Annotated in this window: 1 pseudogene; it reads left to right on the top strand. The window is 68.2% G+C overall.

The window, feature by feature from the left end:
* Window positions 1-266: pseudogene (locus ACUH78_RS18945) on the top strand (hypothetical protein); the annotation flags it as partial.
* Window positions 267-2,806: the final 2,540 nt, after the last annotated feature.

Genomic DNA, 2,806 nt, shown 5'->3' with positions numbered 1-2,806 from the left:
GTGAAGAGCTGCGCGAAACGACCCGACAGATTTCGGTGTTGTTGAACAAGCGCTCAACGGCGATCGAGACGGTTCGTCGGACGCAGCAGTCAATCCGGTTTCTGGTCGAGAAGAATCAGGAGTCGATGAGTCAGACGGGCAGCGAGATTGAAGCCCTTGAAGACCGCGCAACGATGATTCCGTGCACCTGGCGGGACGGGCAGCAGGTGGGTGAGCAGCAGATGTACGTGAGTCCGGAAGACCAGGCGCTGTTCGACAGTCTGTGAGTTGGCCTTCGAATCGGAGGCATCAGGGGGGGAGGGGAGACCTTCCCCTTTTTTTCGTCCAGCCGTTTCGCCCTCTGTGCTGGAGGGGGCAGGGGAATGCTCGGTTCGCCCTGAAGGTCTGGGTGTTGCCGTTCTGCGGAGGATGTCCATCTGCCCGAAGTTCGCCCGGCTTTTCAGTCTGCCCCGAAAAGAACGGGTGAAGCGTTACCGTAACGCAAGGGAGGGGCGGGCGACCTTCTGGCTGGAGGGCGCAGGGGGGTGCTCGTTTCGCCATCAGGCCTGAGGGCTGCTGCAAGGGATACGGCACCCGGTTCGCCGGCCCTGCCCGATGAGGCCGTCTGGCTGGAGGCGGCAACGGGAATGAGCGTCCTTCCCGAGATTCGGCTTGACCCTTCCGGTGGAATCCCATCAGTTCAGACGCAAGGGCGGTGACATCCGGTTCGTCGGCCCTGCCCAAGCGTCCTGGCCGGAGGCGCCAACGAGGGTTTCTCGTCCATCCCCTTCAACGCCTGCGAGCCGCTCGGTATCGTCACCGAGGCCGGAAGCCCACTTGCCTTCTCTGCCAAACCGAACGGCGGTGGAGAAGGCCATCACGCCCGGAGGGAGCACGGCTCGTCGGTCCCGCTGGAACGGAGGGTGCGATCTGCGACGCGGCCCTGCCTGTGCGTGCCCATCTGGTCGGAGGCCTCAACGGGGGAGTGGGTTGCCCGGCCTGGATCGTTCGTCTTTTGGCGTTACCGTAACGAAAGACGTTCAAGCCGGAGGGCGCAGCGTTGCCGGTGCCGGAATTCCGTTCGGAGGGACAACGCCGTCCGCGCTTCGGGCGACAAGGGGGGCTTCACTGATGAGGCGGCTCTGCCCTGGATGCAGTCGAGGGATGCCCTTGATCTGAGCCAGATGGGTGTCTGCGCGTTCGCCCGTTCGGTTTGGAGGCCACATGGAGGGGTGGCGTCGGTCCTTTGGGCGGGAGGCCTGCGGGATGCTCGCTTCCAGCCGGAGGCCGCAGCGGGGGAGGCGTCCTTCCTTGAGGCAGGAGGCGAGGCTTGCCGGTGGCTTCCTTCGGGCGGGAGGCTGCATGGAGGGTGCGCCCTTCCTTCGGGTGGGAGGTCAGTCGGCATGAGTCCCATGGGCCGGGTGAGGCTCGCCGGGATCGGCCCTGCCGGAGGGCTTCGTTCCAGTCGGATGGCGCAAGGGCGTTCTTCCTTCCTTCGGGCGGGAGGCGGGTCGGATGAAGCACAGAGGCCGGAGTGTTGCCGGTCGCCTTCGAGCTGGAGGCCGCAACGGGGGTGCGCGTCCTGCTGCAAGGTCGGGATCGGCAGCAGTCGCCGGCCAGCCTCGATCTCGGACGGAAGGGCGCCGAGGTGGTCCTTTGGGATGGAGGCCGCAGCAGGGGTGTCGTTCTGCCCGAAGGACGGAAGCCCGCGGCGGTGACATCGGGGCCGGAGGGGCGGCGCTGGAGGTGGCCTTCTCGCCGGAGGCCGCAACGAGGGTGCTCGAGCGCCCACGACAACACCTTCGCCGGCGGGGCGGTCCGCATCGAGCTCGGAAGCCACCGCCTTTCTCTGCCAGACCGGTCTGCGTCTGAGCGGCCACTGCGGTGCGGGGTGGCGGTGGACGGCGGGTGCGCGGCGGGGTGGCGGTGGACGGTGGATCGGTGGCGGTGCAGCGGCGTGGAGCCGGCCGGTGGGGCGCCGTAGGGGGTCGGAGGACGGCTCAGGTTGGGCTGCCGAGGCTGGGGCTATCCCTCTGGCTGGGAGATGGGTCGGGGCGTGCCTTTTGCCTCGGCCGGAGGATGGGTGTCTACTGGTACTCGCCTTGAGGTCGGCGGCCGCAGGGGGAAGGGCGGCCTGCCGTCTGTCCCGGAGGGCGGTGCCGGGTCCTTCCTTGGGGCTGGATGAAGCGGGGTGCGGGCATCCGGATCTGGGTCACGGCCGGCACACCCTCGGTTGTCAGGCTGCAGGGGGAAGGTCGTCCGGCCTTCTGTTTGGATGGCGTTCGGGAGGGGTCGGATGAGGGCCGGATGGGGCTGTGGCCGTCCAATCGTTTCCTCTTGTCTGGAGGCAGGACGGGTGCCGTGCGGTTGTCAGGCGGTCGTCCGGAGGCGGGCTTCTGGTCGGAGGCTGCGGGCGAAGGGCATCTGAGCCGGAGGCCGCAACGAGGGGGTGGGGCAGCCCTCGGTTCGGATGCGAAGCAGGAAGGCGTCCAGAGGGCTGGAGGGCGGTCTGGCGGGCGCCGGTAGGGCCGGAGGCGCCAACGAGGGAGTGGTGTGCGGCCTCGAGCTCGGAAGCCGGGCGACGGGGGAGGCACGGCAGCTCGGTCAGCGCCAACCCCTTTCCGCTTCTCTGCCCAACACAACGGCGGTTGATCAGGCTACTGCGCTCGGCGGGGCTCGGAAGGCAGTGCTGAGCGCTCGGCGGTCGGTCGGGCGATGGCCGTTGGGACGCACGCAGGCGCGGGCAGGGGAAGTGCCGGGGTCTGCCCTTCGGTCCAAACGGATGCGCCTGCCGCAAACCAAAAAGCGGCGGGCGCGGCCTCCTGTT

Source organism: Thauera sp. ZXT1-4 (genome assembly GCF_052598215.2).
Note: the sequence above shows the minus strand (reverse complement) of the source record. Positions and strands in the feature narration are given on the sequence as shown.